Genomic DNA, 18,628 nt, shown 5'->3' on the forward strand with positions numbered 1-18,628 from the left:
AACCTCTCGTCCCTTTCTGGGATGAGGGGTTTTTTGTATTTTTGGCGGTGTAAAAATATAGAAAATTTGAATGGAGGGTATTTCATGAGCTTCAATCATCAAGAAATTGAAAAGAAGTGGCAAGCGTATTGGGAAGAAAATAAGACATTCCGTACGCCAGATGAAACAGACAAACCGAAATTTTACGCACTAGATATGTTCCCATATCCATCAGGTGCTGGGCTGCACGTAGGGCATCCAGAAGGATATACAGCAACGGATATTTTATCTCGTATGAAACGTATGCAAGGCTACAACGTTCTTCATCCAATGGGATGGGATGCATTCGGGCTTCCTGCTGAGCAATATGCGCTTGATACTGGAAATAGTCCAGCTGAATTTACAGAACAAAACATTAACACGTTCCGAAACCAAATTAAAGCGTTAGGCTTCTCTTATGACTGGGATCGTGAAGTAAATACAACAGATCCAAACTATTACAAATGGACACAATGGATCTTCTTAAAACTATATGAAAAAGGTTTAGCTTACGTTGATGAAGTACCAGTAAACTGGTGCCCGGCACTTGGTACTGTACTTGCGAACGAAGAAGTAATCGATGGCGTGAGTGAGCGCGGCGGACATCCTGTTGAGCGTCGTCCGATGAGACAATGGATGCTGAAAATTACAGCTTATGCAGATCGTCTGTTAGAAGATTTAGATGAGCTTGATTGGCCAGAGAGCTTAAAAGATATGCAGCGCAACTGGATTGGTCGTTCTGAAGGGGCTGAAGTTCACTTCGCTATCAACGGTACAGATGAGAAGTTTACTGTATTTACAACACGCCCAGATACATTATTCGGTGCAACGTACTGTGTACTTGCTCCAGAACACGCACTTGTAGCAGAAATTACAACTGCAGAGCAAAAAGAAGCTGTAGAAGCTTACATTGATTCTGTAAAAGCGAAAAGTGATTTAGAGCGCACAGAGCTTGCGAAAGAGAAAACAGGCGTATTCACAGGTGCTTATGCAATTAATCCAGTAAACGGTGAAAAATTACCGATCTGGATCGCTGACTATGTACTTGCTAGCTATGGAACAGGTGCAGTAATGGCAGTTCCAGCACACGATGAGCGCGATTATGAGTTTGCGAAAACATTTGGACTGCAGATGAAAGAAGTTGTAGAAGGTGGAGACATTACGAAAGAAGCACATACAGGTGATGGTGCACACATTAACTCTGCGTTCCTAGATGGATTAAATAAAGAAGAAGCGATTGCGAAAATGATTGAATGGCTTGAAATAACAAGCGCAGGAAATCAAAAAGTAACGTATCGTCTGCGTGATTGGTTATTTAGCCGTCAACGTTACTGGGGTGAGCCAATTCCAATTATTCACTGGGAAGACGGCACAATGTCAGCTGTGAAAGATGAAGAACTACCATTAGTTCTTCCGAAAACAGAGAACATTCGTCCATCTGGTACAGGTGAATCTCCACTTGCAAACATTGAAGAGTGGGTAAATGTTGTCGATCCTGAGACTGGTAAAAAAGGTCGCCGTGAAACAAATACAATGCCGCAATGGGCGGGTAGCTGCTGGTATTATTTGCGTTACATCGATCCAAACAACAGCGAAGCACTTGTCGATCCTGAAAAAGTAAAACAATGGCTTCCGGTTGATATTTATATCGGTGGTGCAGAGCACGCGGTACTTCATTTACTATATGCACGTTTCTGGCATAAAGTATTATATGATATCGGTGTGGTTCCAACGAAAGAGCCATTCCAACAACTATTTAACCAAGGTATGATTCTAGGAGAAAACAACGAGAAAATGAGTAAATCAAAAGGTAACGTTGTAAATCCTGATGATATCGTAGCAAGCCATGGTGCAGATACACTTCGTCTATACGAAATGTTTATGGGACCATTAGATGCTTCGATTGCTTGGTCTGAAAATGGCCTTGACGGAGCTCGTCGTTTCTTAGATCGTGTATGGCGTCTATTTGTTCAAGATAATGGTGAACTAAGTGAGAAAATTACAGATGCATCAAACAAAAATCTTGAAAAAGTATATCACCAAACAGTGAAGAAAGTAACAGAAGACTATGAAGAGCTTCGCTTTAACACTGCAATTTCTCAAATGATGGTATTCATTAACGATGCATATAAAGCCGAAACTCTTCCGAAAGAATATGTAGAAGGTTTCGTGAAAATGTTAGCTCCAGTTGCACCGCACGTTGCGGAAGAACTGTGGAGCAAGTTTGGATATAACGAAACAGTTTCATATGTAAGCTGGCCAACATTTGATGAGTCTAAACTTGTAGAAGATGAAGTGGAAATCGTTGTTCAAATCATGGGTAAAGTACGTGCAAAGTTAACAATGAAAAAAGACGCATCAAAAGAAGAAATGGAACAACTTGCAGTTGAAGCAATTCAAGAACAAATTGAAGGGAAAACAGTTCGTAAAGTAATTGTTGTTCCTGGAAAACTTGTAAATATCGTAGCAAATTAATGAAAGAGGGCGCCTATTTTAGGTGCTCTTTTTATGTTCTATACGGGGCGGGGAAGTGCTCAAATTTAGAAGAGACAAACACTTATTTTTCTTTTTGCAATATGATAACATCGACACATTAAATTGTGAAGAAGAGGTGAACGGAATGAATTATTATGAACAACGACAAATGCCTAGTCCATACGGTATGGGGGGATTTCCACAGGCGCAAGTAGGGCATTATCCACATGGAGGATATCCTTATGGCTATCATCATGTGGGGTATCATCCATATCATTATCCATATCATCACCACGGCTATCAACATGTTATTTATCATCCGCATCATCATCACCATCATCATGGCCATCATTATGGCATGCCGTATCAAGGCCAATAGAATGTAAAATTTATCAACTATGTAAAGTCTCCTTCTATGCAAGGAGATTTTTTATTTGGGAATGATAAAAAAGAAGGAGGTGTTACATATGGGAAAAGGTAGAAGTAACAATACTGGTCAAAGACAGCCTAATTTCGATACAAATGCTTCGAAAGGAAAGCAACCCCAAATGGGAGATTCGAAAAAGAAATAGAGAAAAGGAGCCATTTAACAGGTGGCTCCTTTTCAAATGGAAATCATATATTATTTTTTTGCTTCTTGACGCTGACGTTCAATTTCGGCGCGAAGTTGTGGTTCTGGTGCTTCCCATCCTTCTGGTTTTAAAATTTTGCCGTCACCTTCGCGGAAGCGTGGTTTGCCGTCTGGGAATAATTTTGCCATGTTTGCATTGTTTACAATTTCAAATCCTTTATCAGGACGTACACCCATTTCTGCAAACGTTCCAAATGCAAAGTAAATTAAGTCAATTAATGCATCATATTGATCTTCTACTGTGTTTGCTTCTAAGAACTCTTCTAGCTCTTCTTGCATGAAGCTTGCACGGATTTTTGCACGCTCTTCTGTTAATTTTGTTGGTGCATCTGCAACAGGATGGCCGAATACTTCATGCATTTTCGCAACAAGTTCGTAACCTTTATCTAAACCTTTTTCGTTTGTCATGTTGTTTCATCCTCTCTCGTTCTTTTCCGATTGTTATTGTAACATGATTTCGGTTAGGGCAGTGTACATTCTACTTTGACAAATGCTATTCTTTTTTTTCTGTTAAGGATAGCGCGATATCTATTCCGAACATTCCAATGATAAGTATCGGTACTGTTACAAGGAGATAACGTGTAAGGGAAGCGTTTTTTAAATATGTATGAGCAAATAAAAAGACCGTACAAAAGAGAATGACATGTAACATAGGTTTAATTAATTTTTTAGGCATGAGATTCCCCCCGTTTAGAACTCTTAGCCTTTAGTATATGGAATGAAATGTAATATGAAAAGCCATTTGGCATTTGATCCTCTTTCCGGTTTTGATTTAGGAAAGAGGATTAAATATTTTACTCAATAACTCCTGAATTTGTAATATCAACCTCATACTGTACTTTTACAGGAACGTCTTTGTACATTTTTCTCCATTCTTTTAATTTAAACGGTCGGTAATGCTGTTTAAATCTAGCACCTAAAGCGAGTGGATCTGTACCTAGAGATTGCAGCTTTTTAACTAATTTTTCTCCGTCTGCACTCAAGCTCTTTGCAATGTCTTTTCGTATTTTTTCTACATTTTTTTTATTTTCTAAGTTCGTATGTTTTGAAATCTCTTGAATACGCGCTGCCATTTTTACGCGAATAACAAAGGAAGGTTTTTCATCCTTTACATATACATGATAAGATGGCGAAGAACGAATAGTATTAATGATGGTATAGCCTAACTTTGTTTTAAACTCATGTGATTCCAGTTGACTTTTCTCGAGCAGCGTTTTAAAAACAAACATATCTTTTTCTTCTACTTTTCCTACATATTTATCTTTTTTTAAAAGAGCCATACTTGTAACTTTAATGCTATTCTTTTTTTTCTTTAATATAGGCATATACGTATCTTGTCCGTCACGATAATAGCGAAAAGTTTGCATGTGTAAATTATCGTTTGGTACGACACCTGTTTTCATATTATGTTCTAACATTTTTTTGATGTAGATTGCTACGTTAGAAGCTGTATTATATTTGCCTGATAAAAGTTTCACACCTTCGTCATTGCCGCCTCCCTCAAGGATCCCAACATATACTAAGTTTCCGATATTTACATCGCGAAGAAGCGTATCGAATACACTAGAGAGCCCTTTTTTTGCTAGTTTTTCTGTGAATAGAGTCACGCGTATTTGTCCGCTTGCAAGAGGCTGTCCCGATTCTAAAGAAGTAGTTGTTTTAGCTTGTTTGATTGTATTACCATAGCCTTTTAGTACTTGTACTTTATTCCCTTTTTTTTGAATCGGACAAACGTAAGTCACTTGTAATCTTTTACGGTTTGAATCTGTACTTGGAGCGACATCGAAAACAGCACCTTGAATGAGGCTAATATCGTCAATGACATTTTTAGGGACACATGCTGTTGTAAAAAGTAAACATAAGCTAAATAGGAATATTACTTGCTTTTTCGTGTTTTCCATTTCTTTTTCACCCACATTATAAGAAATAAGATTGGGATGTACACAAAAACAAGCCAAAAGCTTGCTTTGGAGATATAAGTAATAAAATTATTGATGTCATGGCGTTCGGTTAGGAGTTGTGAAATGATGACAGTTATAAATAATAAAGAAATTAATATATACTTTTGTTTGACATGAAAGACTTCGTATAATCCTCTTGTTGCAGCCCATAATGGTAAGATAATACTTGTAATGACAATGAGTGCATAGCCCGCGATCGCAATATATTCTAGACGCTCAATGAAAGGAAGATGAATGACTTGTGTGATCGATAGCTGCGACCAAATTGTTTTTGATAATTTTTTTTCGCTAAAAAATGCAAAAGCAAGGATTGTACTTAATAAATATAAAAAATTGGAAAATAAAACACCATATTGTGCAAATTTATGAGATTTCTCAGGCGTTTTGATAAATGGATACATCATCAAAATAACTTCAAAACTAATCATTGTATAAGTCGATGATTGAGCTGCTTTTAAAATATCCCCAAAAGAATGATTGAATATAGGAAGTAGGTTTCCGAAATTTGCATATTTAAAGACTATAAGTAGCAGCATAATATATCCGCATGTAGCAACGACAGAAATTACACAAACACCAGTCATGACTCGAAAACCAGATGAAATAATGTAATAACTAAGTATGGATAAAAAGATTGTTAATTTCCACGTAGAGGCCGTTGGGAACATCCAAACTTGAATAATTTCTACGTACGTGCGCATAACGGAGACGCTAACAAGAAAGAAATATGCCATAAAGATTAGATTAAATGCATTTCCTATCCATTTTCCGAATAGATGTTGATGCAGTGTAATTAGGTTACCGTTTACACTTTTTAATAAACGGTAAATCATCCACATAATAATATGAATGATGATACCTGCAATAATAACGCCCATCCATGCATCGTATCCGGCCGCTTTTGCAATAACACGTGCAAATCCAAGAACACCAACACCAAATTGCGCGCTATGGACTAAGAAAAAAACAAAAATGGGAGACACTTTGTAGTTTATTTTAACTGTACTCATACGCCCTCCTCATTTCTTACTCATCGAAATCTGTCATACGTTTTTGCGGCATTTCTTTTACATAACGCTGGGCATGTTGCGGTCTTCCTTGAACTCCACGCGTATCTATTTCAGATAAGGGCATTCGTACGAGGGAGTCTTTCAGCGACTGTTTGCGAAATGGATAAACAAACCCATACGGCTTTCGAAGGGATGATAATCGAAAAAGTCTTGTTAATAAAAAGATAAATCCTAGTGAAATTCCTAATAATCCCCACAACTCGGCAAGTATGAGAAAGGGAAAGCGCAGTAAACGAACCGCATTGCCCATTTGATAAATCGGTGTAATAAATGATGCAAGCGCGGATAAGGCGACGATGATTAATAAAATATTACTAGTCAATCCTGCTTGAACCGATGCCTGCCCAATCACGATACCGCCAACAATACCGAGCGTTTGCCCGACTTTCATTGGTAAACGTGCTCCTGCTTCGCGGAGAAGGTCAATAGCTAACTCCAGAAAAATAGCCTCTATTATAGGTGGGAATGGTACTTGTGCCCGCGATAAAATTAATGTCTCCAGCAAATCACTTGGAATTAATTCGTAATGATAACTAAGCACAGCTACATATAAAGGCGTTGCACAAATGGAAAACGTAACTGCGACAAAACGTAATAAACGAGAAAAAGTTGCATAAAACCATGTCACGCTGTAATCCTCAGGAGAGATGAAGAAATCCAGTAGAGATACAGGTGCTAACAAAACATTTGGTGAGCCATCAACGAATATAGCAATTTTTCCATCAATGAGCCCGTTGCTGACACGATCAGCCCGTTCTGTATTAATAAAAGTTGGGAAAATAGATGTATTGCCCATTAGATGGGGAATATAATAGCTATCATTAATTTGTTCATATTGTAGTGTGTTTAAGGTATCTTCTAAATATGTAACGCTTTCTTCTTCTGCTACATTACTCAAATACATCATAACAACTTTTGTTTTGGAGAATTCTCCAAGTATCAGTTCTTTTGTTTTTAGCTCAAGAACCGGTAAACGTTTCCGAACAAGGTTAATGTTTGTATCGATATCCTCTACAAATCCTTCTTGTGGTCCAATAACTGTTGATTCGTTCAATGGTATAGCCGGTAATCTATATTTCTCAATTGCAATATTTGCAAGTAGACATTCCTTATCATGTTCTTGTAGTTGAACAATGGCATGCCCCTTTAAGACCATCTCTTCAATTTTTTTTATGTCACTTGTAATGATGAGTCCGCTTATTGGAATCATTGCTTTTACTTCTTCTAGTGTTGGCGCAGTATGGTGCAATAAAGCAGGCATTAAATAATTTTGTAACCTCATGCCATCCATTGAGGTACGAAAATATGAAATCCAATACGGTTTAGTAGGGTCTTCAGAAGTATGATAGTGAACAAAATCGCTTGACTCTTGTAATTTTTGGATCAATTCTTGTAGCGAATGAACAGTTTCGTGCTCTGGCTTGCTAAAATTGAAAATGTTGTTTTCACTTTGTTTTGATTGTTGGTTTGCTTGCTGCTTGTTGTTTTGAGTTTGTTGTTGGTTTGCTTGCTGCTTGTTGTTTTGAGTTTGTTGCTGATTTTCTTGCTGTTTATTGTTTTGAGTTTGTTGTTGGTTTGCTTGCTGCTTGTTGTTTTGAGTTTGTTGTTGGTTTGCTTGCTGCTTGTTGTTTTGAGTTTGTTGTTGGTTTGCTTGCTGCTTGTTGTTTTGAGTTTGTTGTTGGTTTGCTTGCTGCTTGTTGTTTTGAGTTTGTTGTTGGTTTGCTTGCTGCTTGTTGTTTTGAGTTTGTTGTTGGTTTGCTTGCTGCTTGTTGTTTTGAGTTTGTTGCTGATTTTCTTGCTGTTTGTTGTTTTGAGTTTGTTGCTGATTTTCTTGCTGTTTGTTGTTTTGAGTTTGTTGCTTCTTTGTTTGCGCTACTTGCTCATTGTTTGTTTGTTCATTTTGTTTCTTTTTTGTATCTGCATTGTTCTTGTCTACTTGTTTATTAGCGTTCTTTTTTTTGCGAAACCAATTGAAAAACATATGTATTCCCTCTTTATCCAAATAAGATAACTTTAGTCTGTGGGAATTTTTATATATTATGCATATATTTGTGTGTGAAAAAGTGAAATGTGAATAGCGAGGGAAGCACTTTTGGATACATAGTGATATGAGTTTTAGAGGAAATAATAATTGAACAAATAAAGGAAATGCGTTTTCTCTTTTTGAATAGTCTTCTGTAGTGCACTTCATTTGTTTTATGTAGAAGCGAAGTGTGAATTAAGGAGGCGAAAAGATGTTATATGTACAAAAACAAGTATTTCGGCTAAAGAAATATACATTTGAAAACGGTACATCAATTCCAATCCAAATTGGTTATGAAACATATGGTACGTTAAACCGTGAGAAATCAAATGCTATTTTAGTGTGTCATTATTTTAGTGCAACGAGTCATGCAGCTGGAAAGTATACAGAGCAAGACTTAGTTCCAGGTTGGTGGGATGCATTAATTGGACCAGGAAAAGCAATTGATACAAATAAATATTTTGTTATTTGTACAGATAATCTTTGTAATGTACAAATGAAAAATCCTTATGTTGTGACAACGGGACCAAAAACGATAAATTCGGAAACAGGCGCAGAGTATGGAATGGAATTTCCGGTATTCACGTTTCGTGATATGGCTCGTATTCAGTATAAATTAATAAAGGACATGGGGATTACTAGGCTGCACACGGTCATCGGTCCATCAGCTGGAGGTATGATTGCACAGCAATGGGCCGTTCATTATCCCCATATGATGGAACGAATGATTGGTGTGATTACAAATCCGCAAAATCCTGTTGTAACGTCTATTAATGTTTTGCAACACGCAATCGATGCAATTCAATTAGATCCAGCTTGGAAAGAGGGAAATTACGGGGAGCAGCAGCCTGTAAAAGGGTTGCACTTAGCAGCGAAAATGATGTTTATAAATGCATATGATGCTCATTATTATGAAACGACATTTCCACGGGACAGTATAGAATCTGCGCCGTATCAAGATTTTTGTACATTAACTTCATTTGAAGAAGCAATTAATGCAATAACAGTACAGAATATCGCTTTTGTTGATGCAAATTCATGGATGTACACCGCAAAAGCAACTTTATTACATGATATTGCTCACGTTTTTCCTTCATTAGAGGAAGCGCTTCGGCAAATAGAAGCGAGCGTCCTAATGATTCCTTGTAAGCAAGATTTACTGCAGCCTCCCCGTTATAATTATAAGATGGTTGAATTGTTGAGAAAGAACGGGAAATTTGCAGAAGTATATGAAATTGAAAGTATATACGGACATATGGCAGGTGTGTTTGAGACGCATTTATTTGCCGGGAAAGTGCATCAATTTCTTAATCAACAAACCTCAAGTCTGATGTAACTCATACACATAACTTGTTTTCTAAGTGGTGCATGCTAAAATTGAGGAGAAAGAAGGAGGAGAGTTTATGACTGAAGTGAAAACTATTATGCCAGAAGAAGTACAAGAGCGTTTAGAAAAAGGCGAAACGCTCTTTTTAGTAGATGTGCGTGAAGATGAAGAAGTAGCATATGGGAAAATTCCAGAAGCAGTTCATATTAAAATGGGAGATATTCCGCATAAAGTAGACTTCTTTGATAAAGAAAATGAATATATTTTTATTTGTCGATCTGGCGTGCGCAGCGAAAATGTTTGTCATTATTTAAATGAACAAGGCTATAAGACACTAAACATGGTTGGCGGTATGATGCAGTACGAAGGAGAAGTAAAGTGAAACTTTAATCAGTGAAGAGCTCATTCCTACTGATGATCAGCCCTCACCAATCGGGCTTTTACGGGCAGTTTTCTTCCCTGTGCATCCCCACTTTACTGCCCGTTAATGCGGGATAAAGTAAGTTACTATTTCTTAAAATGTAATAATTCTTTTGAAAACTTGAAACGCGTCCGTTTCAAGTTTTTTTCTTTTGCATACAGTGTAGAAAGCAGGAGATATTGTTAAGGAAGGTGGTTCAAGGGTGAATTCACTTATTCGAAAAATCAAAATCATAAATAATAGAGGAGCAATCAACATGGGGGATTGTTACAATCTTTCTCCATTTTTTGTAAGGAAGGCATTTAGTGGCTCTGGTGGATCGAGCGTTGCGACATTCTTAAATGGGAGGTTAGCGTCGCCGATAACACCGCAAACCACTGAATTTACTCCGCCTCTACCAGTTGGTGCATTAACAGCGGGAGTATAATATATGAATTAAAAAACGATATAAAAACCCCTTTCCTTTTAGGAGGGACGAGAGCATCTGGCCATGCATAGCAGCGGTCAGGGCCTTTTCCTACCACATGCGAGGTTTAAAACAAAGGGAGCAAGCAAATACAGGTCATGTTGTATTCTGCATAGCAGCGGCTTATATACCGCAAAAGTAAAAATAGATTTATGTGGAGAGGTTGTATAAAATGGGGGTTTGTATTAAGGAATTTGTTATTGTTAATAATTCTGGGAATATTTTCACGGGGGATAATTTGCGAGATACTTCGTTTGTTGCTTCGAAAACATTTACAGGATCAACAGGACCAACATGTATAGATGTTGTCGTCGTTATCGGGAATACAAATGAAGTTTGCTTACGCCCTGGAGATACGTTGACAACTTCAATTACACGAGGTACTGGACTAACAGGTAGTAGCCTAAGCAGTGGTCAAAGTAATAGTTCAAGTAGTAGCGGCGGGAGCGGTTTACAAGCAGCTCCTCAAGCAACTCCTAGTACAGAGAATGCAGATTTTGGAGTAGGGTTTTCGTAGAAGTACAGGCTTATTACTTCTAAAAAAGCATCCATCAGTGGGGGAGGGAAAACTCCTCACTGATGGATGCTTTCATTCATTTTATCCATTCAACAACCATATCCATTGTTTGACGGGTTTTTTCACGTTGAGGTTCTTCTAATCGATAGCCGAATGCTACTAAACAAGAGACACCAAATGCCTCTCCAAAAATAATGCCTTCTTCTCGTAAAAGGGATTCTACTTTTTCTTGCTGAAAGCCTTCAATAGGACAAGAATCGATACCGATTTGAGCAGCTGCAGTCATCATATTACCTAGAGCAATATATGTTTGTTTAGAAGCCCAATCAAACATAGCACGATCACTTTCTAATAAATTAAAATCGGATTCTTGGAACGTTTTATAAAAATTACTTTTCGCATCTACTACTTCTGGGGGGAGATTTTGGATGTTTTTCATAAAGTTAGAAATATAAGAAGAGTTATACATCATATCTTCTTTTTTTCGAGCTAAAATCACAACAAAATGGCTGGCTGTTGGTAATTGTTTTTGTGCTCCCCATGCCACTGGAAGAAGTTTTTGACGAAGATTTTGATTTTGAATTACAACAAATTTCCAAGGTTCAAAGCCAAATGAACTTGGAGATAGACGGCCTGTTTCGAGAATAAAGTGAAAATCTTCATCAGAGATTTTTTTATTTACATCAAATACTTTGCATGCATGTCTAAATTCATAGGCTTTTAAAATTTCTTCTTTTGTATTTTTCATTTCAATAACCACCTTTTGATAATTTACTTTCTCTTAGTAAGTCGATTACAAAATGAATTTTACTATAATATAATTACAAGTGTAAGTACGCACATTTTTGACATATAGTATCAAAATGTATACTAATGGAGAGTGATGAGATGGAGAAGGAGAGTATACGTCGTTGTTCGGTAGAAGTCACATTAGATGTAATCGGCGGAAAATGGAAAGGTGTAATTCTATTTCATTTAATAAATGGAGAAATTCGCTTTAATCAATTTTTACGATTGATGCCTGGTATCACACAGCGAATGTTAACGAGACAATTACGAGAGCTAGAGGCTGATGGTGTGATTCACCGTGAAATATATAAGGAAGTACCTCCGAAGGTTGAATACTCGTTAACTGAGTTCGGAAAGTCGTTAATTCCGATTATCATAATGATGCGTGATTGGGGAAATCAGTATCGAACACAAATAAAGCAAAAATAAAAAAGTGTGCAATCAAGGTGTTGCACACTTTTTTTATTAAAATTTTACCGGTTTTCTTTTTCGATAAATGATATAACTGCGTCGTAAGTATTTCACCGGTACGCTAAAGACATGAACAAGTCTTGTAAATGGCCATGTTGCAAAGAGTCCCATAGCTGCAATGATATGAATTTTAAACCAAATTGGCACCTCCGCCATATACTCTGCTTTAGGCTGGAAAATAAAGAGGCTGCGGAACCATGGGCCAATCGTTGTTCGATAATCAAAACCGTTTGAATCGATATTTAAAAATGTAGAAGAAAGTCCTGCAAGCATTACGATGAGCAACAAGATGAGAGCAACGTAGTCTCCGGTTGTACTTGTTGCGATAATACGTTTTACGGTAAAGCGGCGATACGTTAAAATGAATAATCCGATTACAGAAGCAATACCTGCTGGAAGGCCGAAGCCGATTGCCATTATATGATACGTATGTTCAGAAATGCCAAGAGAACTGTAGACAGATTCGGGGATTAAAATTCCCATAACATGCCCGCCAATTACGAACATAATACCAAAATGAAATAGTAAACTTCCGATTCGGAGCATTTTCTTCTCTAATAGTTCACTAGATTTTGATGTCCAGCCAAATTGATCGTAGTTGTATCTAAAAATATGTCCACCAATGAAAATGACTAAAATGATATAGGGAAAGAGTACCCATAAAAATTGATCCATCATCTTTGCCGTACTCCTTTCTAGTTTATTTCATACTGCCATGCACGAATAGCAGTAAGGATGCACCTTACAATTGGTTCGTGCATACTGTTTGTGTCTTTTAATTGTTGATGCAATGCCTCGATATTGCTTTCATATTTTTTCATAATCGGTTCACTATCTTCTTCACCGGCATTTGCGAGAAATTCTAACATAAGCGGTAAATAATCGGGCAGTTCTTTATCTGTTACAGCGAAGCCTGCTTTTTGATAGTGTTGTTTTAGTTCTAGCAGTTCAATTCCTCGTTCTCGTTGTTCACCAGTATTCATATAAGTGAGATACATATTTGTTTTTTTGCCAAAATCAAATGTATATACAAATGATTGAATTAATTCATCATTTGTTTTTTGTTTTGCTTGTTCGATAAACGTTGTAAGGGTAGTGCGAATTTTCTCATGTTGGATCGTTTGAATCTCACTCTGTACATGAGGAAGTGCTTCTCTCCATCCTCGTTCAGGATAGGAGAGAAGAAAGGAAGAACAAGAAAACGCTGTTTGTAAACTTTGATTCATAATTGTTACCTCCTTTATTTTAAGAGATTGTCATACAAGAGCCAGGACCGCCGGCAAAGGAAAGACCGCAACTTCCTTGCTCGTTATAAAGGTCTGCCACTTGCTCGCGGTGAGAAGTTGGAATAACAAAACGATCCTTATATTTCGCAATCGCAAGAAGACGATACATATCTTCAACGTCTTCTTTTGTTAAGTTCAGTTCTTTTAATACAGCTTCATTTGGTTCTTTATTTATTTGCAATGCTCTCATATGAGTACGCATGACAGCCATTTTTTTCAATGTAAGACGAATATGAGATTCATCCCCTGCAGTTAATAAATTTGCTAAGTATTGAATTGGAATACGCATATTATCAATAGCAGGGAAAATTTCTTCTGCTTGCCAGTTGCTTCCTTTTCCTTCGACCATGTTCATAATCGGACTTAATGGCGGAATATACCAAACCATTGGCAATGTACGATACTCTGGATGAAGAGGAAGAGCAATTTTCCAATCGATAATCATTTTATAAATTGGTGATTGCTGAGCAGCTTTGATCCATTCTTCTGGAATACCTTGTTTCTTTGCTTCAGCAGCTACTTCTGGATCATTTGGGTCTAGGAATACGTTAAGCTGCGAATGGTATAAGTCTTTTTCATCTGGTACAGATGCAGCTTCTTTTACTTTGTCAGCGTCATATAACATAACTCCGATGTAACGGATGCGTCCGACGCATGTTTCCGAACAAATTGTTGGCATACCAGCTTCAATACGCGGGAAGCACATCGTACATTTTTCAGCTTTATTCGTTTGCCAGTTGAAATACACTTTTTTATACGGGCAAGAAGATACGCAGAATCTCCAAGCACGGCATGCATTTTGGTCGACAAGGACAATGCCATCTTCATCACGCTTATACATAGCACCGGATGGACAAGAAGATACGCATGACGGATTGATGCAGTGCTCGCAAATACGAGGTAAGTACATCATGAATACATTTTCAAAATCCGTTTTAATTTCTTCTTCCATTTTCTTGACGTTTGGATCTTGTAAGCCTGTTATATGCCCGCCAGCTAAATCATCTTCCCAGTTTGGTCCCCATTCAATCTTATCGATAAATTCACCTGTAATAGCTGATTTTGGGCGAGCAACTGGTTGGTGCTTTCGCTGTGGACTGTTTGTTAATGTTTCATAATCGTAGTTCCAAGGCTCAAAGTAATCATCAATTGTTGGTTGATCGGGGTTATGGAAAATGTTCATGAGACGTTTCGTTTTTGAACCGGATTTCAACTGAAGGTCTCCGTTTTTCAGCTCCCAGCCGCCTTTATATTTTTCTTGATCTTCCCATTGTTTTGGATAGCCGATGCCCGGTTTTGTTTCCACGTTATTAAAGTACATATATTCAGCACCTGGACGATTCGTCCAGGTGTTTTTGCATGTTACGCTACAAGTGTGGCAGCCGATGCATTTATCAAGGTTCATTACCATTCCGACTTGTGCTTTAATCTTCAAGCCAATCTACCTCCTTCAGTTTGCGGATGACGACATTTAAGTCGCGTTGGTTTCCAGTTGGGCCATAGTAGTTAAAGCCGTAACTTAATTGACCGTATCCGCCGATCATATGAGTTGGTTTTACGTGAATACGCGTTGGGCTATTATGTGTTCCCCCGCGGTTACTTGTTAAATTCGTACCAGGCACGTTAATGTGGCGATCTTGTGCATGATGCATAAACGCCATTCCACGAGGCATGCGGTGTGTGACGACAGCACGTGCAACAACGACCCCGTTTCGGTTAAAGCATTCAATCCAGTCATTATCAGCAACACCGGCATCAAGGGCATCATCTTTATTCATCCATACTGTTGGCCCGCCGCGGAACAACGTTAACATCGGCAGTGCATCAAAGTACATACTATGAATAGACCACTTATTATGCGGTGTTAAATAGTTTAGTGTAATTTCTTTTCCTTCTACTTCAGGGCGAGATTTTCGGAACGGCTTATGTTGTAAAATTGGTTTGAACGTTGCCATTGTTTCGCCAAATTCCTTCATCATGTCGTGATCTAAGTAGAAAGATTGACGCCCTGTTATTGTTCGCCAAGGAATGAGACGCTCCACATTTGTTGTAAACGGTGAATAACGGCGTCCTCCTTTTTCAGAACCACTAAAAGCAGGTGATGTAATAACTGTTTTTGGCTGTGCTGTAATTTGTTCAAATGTGAAGCATTCTTCTTCACGCTCTTCTGCCAAATCACGCAGTTGTAAATCCGTTTGTTTTTCAAGCGCTTCCCATGCTTTTACTGCCATATGACCATTTGTTGTCGAAGAAAGAGTTAACACAGCTTCAGCAGCATTGATTGCTTCTGTTATGTTAGGGCATCCTTTCGCAATAGAATCAGTGCGAATTACACCTAATTTACTCTTTAATTGTTCGTATTCTTTTTCCGCAGACCAAGAGATACCTTTCGTGCCAATTGGCTGTTTTCCAACGTTTGGCCCGAGTGCGGTCATTTTGTCATAAATCGTTTTATAATCACGTTCTACAACATGTATTTGCGGCATTGTTTTGCCTGGGATTGGCTCACATTCCCCTTTGCTCCAATCTTTAATTTGTCCAAGCGGCTGTGCTAATTCTTGCGGTGTATCGTGAAGAAGCGGTGTTGCAACAACTTCTTTCATTGGCTCAAGGTCTAACTTTTGTGCTAAATCAGAAACTGCTTTTGAAAGGGAGCAGAAAATATCCCAATCAGAACGAGCTTCCCACGGTGACCCAATTGCCGGGTTAAATGGATGCACGAACGGATGCATATCTGTACTGCTTAAATCATGCTTTTCATACCACGTTGAAGCAGGAAGAACGATATCAGAGTATAGTGCTGTTCCAGCCATACGGAAATCTAAGTTGATAAGTAGATCAAGTTTTCCTTCAGGTGCTTCTTCATGCCACTTGATTTCTTCTGGTCGTAATGAATCACTATCGTCGTTCATTAATCCGTTTGTTGTACCTAATAAATGTTTTAAGAAATACTCGTGTCCTTTACCAGAACTTGAGATTAAATTTGCGCGCCAAACGAATAAATTGCGCGGGAAGTTATTTTTGTTATCAGGGTCTTCAATCGCAAATTTTAGCTCTTTGTTTTTTAGCTTATCTGCAACATATTTCCCGATTTCTTCCTGGGTTGTTGCACCATTAGCGACTGCTTCTTTATATAATTCAATTCCGTTTTTCTCGAATGTTGGATAGGATGGTAACCAGCCAAGGCGAGCTGCCAACACATTGTAATCACCGTGGTGCTGATAGCGTGAGTTGCCGACAACTGGTGATGCTAAATGTCCAACTGGTGTATCTTCATAGCGCCACTGATCTGTAACGAAATAGAAGAAGGATGTACCGTTTTGCAGTTTCGGCGGGCCTTGCCAATCTTTTGCTGTTGCGATGGTTTGCCAACCTTCTGCCGGACGTAATTTTTCTTGGCCGACATAATGAGCCCAGCCGCCGCCGTTTACCCCTTGTGCTCCAACGAGAAGAACGAGGTTTAAGACAGCGCGGTAAATTGTATCTGAGTTAAACCAATGGTTAATGCCAGCGCCGACAATAATCATTGAGCGTCCATTTGTATCAACGGCATTTTGCGCAAATTCACGAGCGATTTGAATAATAAGTTCTCGTTTTACACCTGTCATTTTTTCTTGCCATGCTGGTGTAAACGGAGCATCTTCATCAAAGCTCTTTGGTTCCGGGCCGCCAAGACCGCGGTCCACACCGTAGTTTGCTAATGTTAAATCGTAGACAGTTGTTACGAAAAGGTCACCGTTTGGCGTTGTAATTTTTTTCACTGGAATGGTACGTTCTAATACTTCATTTCCGTCATCAGAAAAGTATGGAATTTGTACGGTTCCAATTGCATCTTCCATACCAAGTAAAGAAAGACGCGGATCAATTTTTTCGCCTGTTTGTTCATCTTCTAAACGCAAGTTCCATTTTTTCTCGTTATCCCAGCGTGAGCCCATTGTGCCGTGCGGCGTAGCGAAATCATGACTGTTATCGTTCCAAAGAACAGGTTTCCATTCGCCAAGCTTTGTTTCCCGGCCGATATCAGCGGCATTTAAGAAACGATCTGCAACAAATTGACCTTCTTGCTGGTTTAACGTGACAAGGAACGGGAAATCTGTGTATTGTTTTGCATAATTTATGAAATAGTCTACTTGTTTGTCCACGTAGAATTCTTGTAAAATAACGTGCCCCATTGCCATTGCAAGTGCCCCGTCTGTTCCTTGTTTTACACTGATCCAGTCATCAGCGAATTTTGTTGATTCGGCAAAATCAGGGCTAACAGAAACGACTTTCGTTCCTTTATAGCGCACTTCTGCTAAGAAGTGGGCATCTGGTGTCCGTGTTAGTGGTACGTTAGAGCCCCATGTCATAATGTAGCCAGCGTTGTACCAATCACTACTTTCTGGCACATCCGTTTGATCACCCCAAATTTGTGGTGAAGCTGGCGGTAAGTCAGCGTACCAATCGTAGAAGCTCAGCATCGGCCCGCCCATAAGCTGCATAAAGCGACTACCAGCTGCGTGACTTAACATTGACATCGCAGGAATTGGCGAGAAGCCAACATTTCGATCAGGACCATACTTGATTACTGTATATAGTAAGGAAGCGGCAACGAGCTGTAATACTTCATCCCAACTTGCACGAATGAATCCACCTTTTCCGCGAGCGCTTTTATATGTGCGTGCTTTTTCCGGATTTTCAACAATGCTTTTCCAAGCATCTAACGGTGATTCATGTTTTTGTAATTCTTCTTGCCACATATTCCAAAGAACGCCGCGTACATATGGATATTTCACACGAAGCGGGCTGTAGATGTACCAGGAAAAGCTTGCTCCGCGCGGACATCCGCGTGGCTCAAAGTCTGGCATATCAGGACCAGTAGACGGATAATTTAGCTCTTGGCCTTCCCAAGTGACAATCCCATCTTTTACGTAAATGTTCCAGCTGCAAGAACCGGTGCAGTTTACGCCGTGTGTGGAGCGGATTACTTTATCATGTTGCCATCGCTTTCGATAGGCATTTTCCCATTCTCGGTCTTCATATGTTTCTTGCGTATGATTATCGTTATAACGATCTATTGGCGAAAAATATTTTAAACGTTGCATAAGTGGTGATAATTTCTTTTTCATATTGTTCACTCCTTTATCCCGCTTTAACGGGCAGTAAGACCCCCATTTCAAAATGCAGAGAGAAA

The 18,628-nt window shown here is 38.7% G+C and carries 17 protein-coding genes and 1 other annotated feature (1 of these 18 only partly in view); of the genes, 7 read left to right on the plus strand and 10 right to left on the minus strand.

Features of this window, described 5'->3' with window-relative positions; all coding sequences use genetic code 11:
- Positions 1–17 (plus strand) — a binding site (T-box leader); it begins 197 nt to the left of the window's first position.
- A gap of 67 nt (positions 18–84) precedes the next feature.
- The gene (gene leuS, locus AB1280_RS21935; RefSeq protein ID WP_429756997.1) at positions 85–2,493 is read left to right on the plus strand and encodes a leucine--tRNA ligase; all 2,409 of its coding nucleotides are present in this window, start codon (positions 85–87) and stop codon (positions 2,491–2,493) included.
- Positions 2,494–2,638: 145 nt separating this feature from the next.
- Positions 2,639–2,872, plus strand: coding sequence for a hypothetical protein (locus tag AB1280_RS21940; RefSeq protein ID WP_429756998.1), 234 nt, complete (start codon positions 2,639–2,641; stop codon positions 2,870–2,872).
- 243 nt (positions 2,873–3,115) lie between these two features.
- On the opposite strand, the gene AB1280_RS21945 is transcribed toward AB1280_RS21940, so the two are convergent.
- From AB1280_RS21945 to AB1280_RS21965, 5 genes are all read right to left on the minus strand, one after another.
- Positions 3,116–3,532, minus strand: coding sequence for a haloacid dehalogenase (locus tag AB1280_RS21945; RefSeq protein ID WP_035436070.1), 417 nt, complete (start codon positions 3,530–3,532; stop codon positions 3,116–3,118).
- Between the two features lie 85 nt (positions 3,533–3,617).
- On the minus strand, positions 3,618–3,800 hold the full coding sequence (locus AB1280_RS21950; RefSeq protein WP_020060265.1) for a hypothetical protein: 183 nt from the start codon (positions 3,798–3,800) through the stop codon (positions 3,618–3,620).
- A gap of 118 nt (positions 3,801–3,918) precedes the next feature.
- Positions 3,919–5,025, minus strand: coding sequence for a Ger(x)C family spore germination protein (locus AB1280_RS21955; protein WP_429756999.1), 1,107 nt, complete (start codon positions 5,023–5,025; stop codon positions 3,919–3,921).
- Positions 5,001–6,095 (minus strand): GerAB/ArcD/ProY family transporter, encoded by a 1,095-nt coding sequence (locus AB1280_RS21960; RefSeq protein ID WP_429757000.1) that lies wholly within the window; start codon positions 6,093–6,095, stop codon positions 5,001–5,003. The genes AB1280_RS21955 and AB1280_RS21960 overlap by 25 nt, the downstream gene beginning before the upstream one ends.
- Before the next feature lie 16 nt (positions 6,096–6,111).
- The gene (locus AB1280_RS21965) at positions 6,112–8,136 is read right to left on the minus strand and encodes a spore germination protein (RefSeq protein ID WP_429757001.1); all 2,025 of its coding nucleotides are present in this window, start codon (positions 8,134–8,136) and stop codon (positions 6,112–6,114) included.
- A 253-nt stretch (positions 8,137–8,389) separates the two neighbouring features.
- Between AB1280_RS21965 and AB1280_RS21970 the strand changes: the two genes are divergently transcribed.
- From AB1280_RS21970 to AB1280_RS21985, 4 genes are all read left to right on the plus strand, one after another.
- Positions 8,390–9,514, plus strand: a complete 1,125-nt coding sequence (locus AB1280_RS21970) for an alpha/beta fold hydrolase (RefSeq protein WP_429757002.1) — start codon at positions 8,390–8,392, stop codon at positions 9,512–9,514.
- Between the two features lie 67 nt (positions 9,515–9,581).
- The gene (locus AB1280_RS21975; protein ID WP_272188551.1) at positions 9,582–9,887 is read left to right on the plus strand and encodes a rhodanese-like domain-containing protein; all 306 of its coding nucleotides are present in this window, start codon (positions 9,582–9,584) and stop codon (positions 9,885–9,887) included.
- Between the two features lie 241 nt (positions 9,888–10,128).
- A complete protein-coding gene (locus AB1280_RS21980) occupies positions 10,129–10,353 on the plus strand; it encodes a spore germination protein (protein WP_429757003.1) in 225 nt (74 codons plus the stop codon).
- A gap of 211 nt (positions 10,354–10,564) precedes the next feature.
- Entirely contained in the window at positions 10,565–10,909 is a 345-nt protein-coding gene (locus AB1280_RS21985; RefSeq protein WP_429757004.1) for a hypothetical protein, read from the plus strand.
- 76 nt (positions 10,910–10,985) lie between these two features.
- Here AB1280_RS21985 and AB1280_RS21990 read toward each other — a convergent pair whose 3' ends face one another.
- Positions 10,986–11,657, minus strand: coding sequence for an NAD(P)H-dependent oxidoreductase (locus tag AB1280_RS21990; protein WP_429757005.1), 672 nt, complete (start codon positions 11,655–11,657; stop codon positions 10,986–10,988).
- 140 nt (positions 11,658–11,797) lie between these two features.
- Here AB1280_RS21990 and AB1280_RS21995 point away from each other — a divergent pair, with 140 nt between their 5' ends.
- A complete protein-coding gene (locus tag AB1280_RS21995; protein WP_272188545.1) occupies positions 11,798–12,127 on the plus strand; it encodes a winged helix-turn-helix transcriptional regulator in 330 nt (109 codons plus the stop codon).
- A gap of 36 nt (positions 12,128–12,163) precedes the next feature.
- Here the strand turns inward: AB1280_RS21995 and narI are convergent, their stop codons facing one another.
- Genes narI through AB1280_RS22015 form a run of 4 tightly spaced genes read right to left on the minus strand, consistent with a single transcriptional unit; the run spans position 12,164 to position 18,563 of the window.
- Positions 12,164–12,847, minus strand: a complete 684-nt coding sequence (gene narI / locus AB1280_RS22000) for a respiratory nitrate reductase subunit gamma (RefSeq protein WP_272188544.1) — start codon at positions 12,845–12,847, stop codon at positions 12,164–12,166.
- Positions 12,848–12,864: 17 nt separating this feature from the next.
- The gene (gene narJ, locus AB1280_RS22005; protein ID WP_429757006.1) at positions 12,865–13,395 is read right to left on the minus strand and encodes a nitrate reductase molybdenum cofactor assembly chaperone; all 531 of its coding nucleotides are present in this window, start codon (positions 13,393–13,395) and stop codon (positions 12,865–12,867) included.
- A 19-nt stretch (positions 13,396–13,414) separates the two neighbouring features.
- Positions 13,415–14,890 carry a nitrate reductase subunit beta gene (narH, locus tag AB1280_RS22010; protein WP_429757007.1) on the minus strand — a complete coding sequence of 492 codons (1,476 nt, stop codon included), beginning with the start codon at positions 14,888–14,890 and terminating at the stop codon, positions 13,415–13,417.
- On the minus strand, positions 14,880–18,563 hold the full coding sequence (locus AB1280_RS22015; RefSeq protein WP_429757008.1) for a nitrate reductase subunit alpha: 3,684 nt from the start codon (positions 18,561–18,563) through the stop codon (positions 14,880–14,882). The genes narH and AB1280_RS22015 overlap by 11 nt, the downstream gene beginning before the upstream one ends.
- Positions 18,564–18,628: the final 65 nt, after the last annotated feature.

It is taken from the genome of Bacillus sp. S10(2024) (genome assembly GCF_050473865.1).
Taxonomy (GTDB): domain Bacteria; phylum Bacillota; class Bacilli; order Bacillales; family Bacillaceae_G; genus Bacillus_A.

Coding starts and splice junctions, on each gene's coding strand:
- AB1280_RS21985 (WP_429757004.1), top strand. CDS start 10,565: ATGGGGGTTTGTATTAAGGAATTTGTTATTGTTAATAATTCTGGGAAT.
- AB1280_RS21940 (WP_429756998.1), top strand. CDS start 2,639: ATGAATTATTATGAACAACGACAAATGCCTAGTCCATACGGTATGGGG.
- AB1280_RS21950 (WP_020060265.1), bottom strand. CDS start 3,800: ATGCCTAAAAAATTAATTAAACCTATGTTACATGTCATTCTCTTTTGT.
- AB1280_RS21945 (WP_035436070.1), bottom strand. CDS start 3,532: ATGACAAACGAAAAAGGTTTAGATAAAGGTTACGAACTTGTTGCGAAA.
- AB1280_RS21955 (WP_429756999.1), bottom strand. CDS start 5,025: ATGGAAAACACGAAAAAGCAAGTAATATTCCTATTTAGCTTATGTTTA.
- narI (WP_272188544.1), bottom strand. CDS start 12,847: ATGATGGATCAATTTTTATGGGTACTCTTTCCCTATATCATTTTAGTC.
- AB1280_RS21995 (WP_272188545.1), top strand. CDS start 11,798: ATGGAGAAGGAGAGTATACGTCGTTGTTCGGTAGAAGTCACATTAGAT.
- AB1280_RS21975 (WP_272188551.1), top strand. CDS start 9,582: ATGACTGAAGTGAAAACTATTATGCCAGAAGAAGTACAAGAGCGTTTA.
- AB1280_RS21965 (WP_429757001.1), bottom strand. CDS start 8,136: ATGTTTTTCAATTGGTTTCGCAAAAAAAAGAACGCTAATAAACAAGTA.
- leuS (WP_429756997.1), top strand. CDS start 85: ATGAGCTTCAATCATCAAGAAATTGAAAAGAAGTGGCAAGCGTATTGG.
- AB1280_RS21990 (WP_429757005.1), bottom strand. CDS start 11,657: ATGAAAAATACAAAAGAAGAAATTTTAAAAGCCTATGAATTTAGACAT.
- AB1280_RS21960 (WP_429757000.1), bottom strand. CDS start 6,095: ATGAGTACAGTTAAAATAAACTACAAAGTGTCTCCCATTTTTGTTTTT.
- narJ (WP_429757006.1), bottom strand. CDS start 13,395: ATGAATCAAAGTTTACAAACAGCGTTTTCTTGTTCTTCCTTTCTTCTC.
- AB1280_RS22015 (WP_429757008.1), bottom strand. CDS start 18,563: ATGAAAAAGAAATTATCACCACTTATGCAACGTTTAAAATATTTTTCG.
- AB1280_RS21970 (WP_429757002.1), top strand. CDS start 8,390: ATGTTATATGTACAAAAACAAGTATTTCGGCTAAAGAAATATACATTT.